This is a genomic window from Psychrobacter sp. (assembly GCF_030457785.1).
Taxonomy (GTDB): domain Bacteria; phylum Pseudomonadota; class Gammaproteobacteria; order Pseudomonadales; family Moraxellaceae; genus Psychrobacter.
In genome coordinates this window covers 1-3,576 of sequence record NZ_JAKDUI010000243.1, presented here as the reverse complement: position 1 = coordinate 3,576, position 3,576 = coordinate 1, and the positions used below count along the sequence as shown (strand labels likewise).

The window sequence follows — 3,576 nt, the reverse complement described above, 5'->3', positions numbered from 1 at the left end:
TAGTGTCCTATTAAAACTTGATGATTAACAGGCGTTACTCATCATCATTGATATTTAGTCACAGCATCAAGTATCAATGATTATTAACTTAACAAGGAAGTTACTATGGCTTTATCACAATTTTTTATGCCGTCTAATAATTTGGTTGGTGAAGGTGCTTTAGAAAAAGGTCTCGAAGAGCTCGCAAAACTAAACTGCAATAAAGTGTTTATCATTACTGATGAGATTCTAGAAAAAATCGGGGTTGTAGACCAAGTGGCACAACCACTTCAGTCGAAAGGTATAGAGGTCAGTATTTTCACCGATGTACAACCAAATCCAACAGTAAGTAATGTTAATGCAGGTCTGGAAAAGCTAAAGTCATTTGATGCAGACTTGATAATATCGCTCGGCGGTGGGTCAGTTCATGATTGTGCGAAGGCAATTGCACTCGTCGCAACGAACGGTGGCAAGATTGAAGACTACGAAGGATTGGATCAATCTACAAAACCGCAACTCCCTCTGGTTTCTATTAATACAACCGCAGGAACTGCTTCTGAAATGACTCGCTTCTGTATTATCACAGACGAGAACACTCATGTGAAAATGGCTATAGTTGACACTAATGTAACACCTACTTTATCAATCAACGACTCTGGCATAATGTCTAATATGCCTGCTAGTCTCACTGCCGCAACCGGTATGGATGCCTTAACTCATGCTGTAGAGGCTTACGTTTCTACAGGTGCTAGCCCCATTACAGATGCCTGTGCTGTCAAAGCTATTGAGTTAATAGCTACTTCTTTACCGACTGCAGTTAAAGAACCTAAAAATATGGTTGCTCGAGAAAACATGGCCTATGCTCAATTCTTAGCAGGCATGGCATTTAACAATGCATCACTTGGTTATGTTCATGCAATGGCTCATCAATTAGGTGGTATGTACGACTTACCTCATGGCGTATGTAATGCGTTGCTATTACCACATGTTGAAGCATTCAATGAATCAGCTGCTACAGAAAGGTTGAATACCGTTGGTAAGATTTTAAGTGACAACAACAGCGATTTGGCTGGTTTGAATACGATTGACGCGATTAAAAAACTGGCAGATATTGTCAATATTCCGAAGTCGTTAAAAGAACTTGGTGTTAAACGCGAAGATTTTGACGAGTTAGCGACAAATGCACTCAAAGACGTGTGTGGTCTATCTAACCCTGTTCAAGCAAGTCACGAACAGATCGTTGGTATCTTTGAGGATGCGTTTGAAGCCCGCTCGTAGCTTTTCTCATTAGCCCATAAAAAAGACATAAGCCAATAAGCTTATGTCTTTTTTTATATTTAACTGTTGGTGAAATAAGACAGGCATACTTTAGTGTACCTGTCTTAAAGAACCACATCTTAAAAAGAAGGTTTTAATAAGTTGATCAAGCGCTCAGAAACTTGTGAGCTTTCATCGCGGCTCATATTAAGTGGCGGTAGCAAGCGTATAACATGACCACCGGTAACGTTGATTATCAGATTTTGCTCATCGCGTGCACGATTCACCAGCTCACTACAGTCCATATCTTCGGGCAAGACGATACCGATCATCATTCCAGCACCACGGCTGCTGACCCCGTATTGTCCTAATTCATCTACCAGGGTCTCTCTGATAAATAGCCCTTCGGTGACCGCATTATTCATAATATCGCTGTTGGCTAATACGTCATACACACTATGAACCACGCGACTGGCTAATGGTGTGCCACCATAAGTTGAGCCATGACTGCCAGCCCCAAATAGACCATTGGCACGGCCGCGCACCATGCAGGCACCAACAGGGAAACCATTGCCTAAGCCTTTTGCAGTCGTTAATACATCAGGACGGGCATTGCTGTGCTGATAAGCAAAGTATTTGCCAGTACGGCCGTTACCAGTTTGCACTTCATCTATCATAAATAGCCAGTTGTGTGCGTCACAGACTGCTTGTAGTTCTTCTAGATAGGTAAAGCCATTCTTGGCTGTATTGAGTCCACCTTCACCTTGAATAGGCTCCACAAAGATGGCGCAAATATCCTCATTATCTTGGGCTGCTTGCTTAATTGCTGCTACGTCACCGAAAGGAACACGAATAAAATCTTCGTCTAGTGTATAAAACCCTTCACGCGCTTTTGGATTGGCTGTGGCTGACAATGGTAGCAGCGTCCGACCATGGAACGACTGCTCCATGACGATCACTTTTGGGCGTTTAAAACCCTGTTGATTTGCGTGCATACGTGCAAGCTTGAGTGCTGCTTCATTTGCTTCAGAACCACTATTAGCAAAAAACACGCTATCCATCTGGGCAGCATTGCATAGGCTTTCGCCAGCACGTTCTTGCCAGTCAATGCCAAACAAGTTACTTGTATGAACCAATGTCGCTGCTTGTTGTTGAATCGCATCCGTTATTTGTGGGTGACAATGTCCTAATCCGCAGACCGCGATACCAGTCAGGGCATCTAGGTAAGGCGTATCATCTTTGGTATATAGCCAACTGCCTGCACCGCGTGTAAAGCTGATTGGTTGACGGTTGTAAGTGGGCATTAGGTAAGTAGCAGACATATAAAACATCCTTAAGATGATAGGTAAGTGATAATAAAAATTATTGGCTATAGTTCGTCTGAGAAAGGGGTGGTTTCTGCAGGTAAGGTGTAGTCCTCATTTGCCCACGCACCTAAATCTATAAGCTTGCATTTGCTACTACAAAATGGTTTGTATTTATTGTCTTGCCATGCTGTTTGATTGCCACATCGGGGGCAAGGATAGGTTTTGGGCGTATTAGAGGTCGGTTCAGTCATAACTCGCTGCTGTATATTACTATTGAGGGAGAATGGCTATATAATAGCATGCAGCCGAATAATGGCAAAAGACAAATGCTTTAAGGATAGTAGATGACTGAAAATATAGCACTGACACATCAGAAGCAGCGTGCATTTCAACCACATAAGCTTTCTACACCGCGTGACTTCGTCATGCCCGATGTCATCATAAATAATAAAAACGGCACTCCTTTGGTTTTAGAAATTGGTGCAGGGAAGGGCAAGCATGCACTTAGTTTTGTGACGCAACAGCCTGATAAGCACCTCATTGCTATCGAACGTACGCGCAATAAGTTTGAGGCTTTTGCCAAACATGCTGAGTTACAGGGTGCATCGAACCTCGATGCTATCCATGCAGATGCAATTGCTTGGATAGTGCATGCCATTGCACCCAGCAGTGTCGCTAAAATTTTTATTCTTTATCCAAACCCTGAGCAACATAACTCAAATCAGCAATGGCTAAATATGCCTTTTTTCGAGTTTTTATTATCACGCTTACAAGTGGGCGGGGAAATTGTCCTAGCAACCAATATTGAGACGTATATGGACAATGCAGAGCGGCAAGCCACAGACGTATGGGCACTGCCAAATACACGTTGTAGCGTCCCGACAGATAGCGAGCGTACGCATTTTGAGGTGAAGTATCTGGCACGCGGAGAGACATGTTGGGAGCTACGAATGAATAAACCAGAAGGCTATAAAACCAGGGTTGATGAATGGAAAGTTAATTCTAAGTTTTGAATGATACAAAATAGCCTAAG

Annotated in this window: 4 protein-coding genes; 2 read left to right on the top strand and 2 right to left on the bottom strand. The window is 42.9% G+C overall.

Going from position 1 to position 3,576, the window contains the following annotated elements; translation table 11 throughout:
- Positions 1 to 105 precede the first annotated feature (105 nt).
- On the top strand, positions 106 to 1,257 hold the full coding sequence (locus L0J61_RS10000; protein ID WP_301466299.1) for an iron-containing alcohol dehydrogenase: 1,152 nt from the start codon (positions 106 to 108) through the stop codon (positions 1,255 to 1,257).
- Positions 1,258 to 1,376: 119 nt separating this feature from the next.
- Here the strand turns inward: L0J61_RS10000 and L0J61_RS09995 are convergent, their stop codons facing one another.
- Together L0J61_RS09995 and L0J61_RS09990 are read right to left on the bottom strand one after the other, a co-directional pair.
- Positions 1,377 to 2,558, bottom strand: a complete 1,182-nt coding sequence (locus L0J61_RS09995) for an aspartate aminotransferase family protein (protein WP_301466298.1) — start codon at positions 2,556 to 2,558, stop codon at positions 1,377 to 1,379.
- Positions 2,559 to 2,605: 47 nt separating this feature from the next.
- Complete coding sequence (locus L0J61_RS09990) at positions 2,606 to 2,794, bottom strand: DNA gyrase inhibitor YacG (protein WP_301466297.1); 189 nt, start codon at positions 2,792 to 2,794, stop codon at positions 2,606 to 2,608.
- A 93-nt stretch (positions 2,795 to 2,887) separates the two neighbouring features.
- Here L0J61_RS09990 and L0J61_RS09985 point away from each other — a divergent pair, with 93 nt between their 5' ends.
- Positions 2,888 to 3,556 (top strand): DUF938 domain-containing protein, encoded by a 669-nt coding sequence (locus L0J61_RS09985; RefSeq protein WP_301466296.1) that lies wholly within the window; start codon positions 2,888 to 2,890, stop codon positions 3,554 to 3,556.
- Positions 3,557 to 3,576 lie beyond the last annotated feature (20 nt).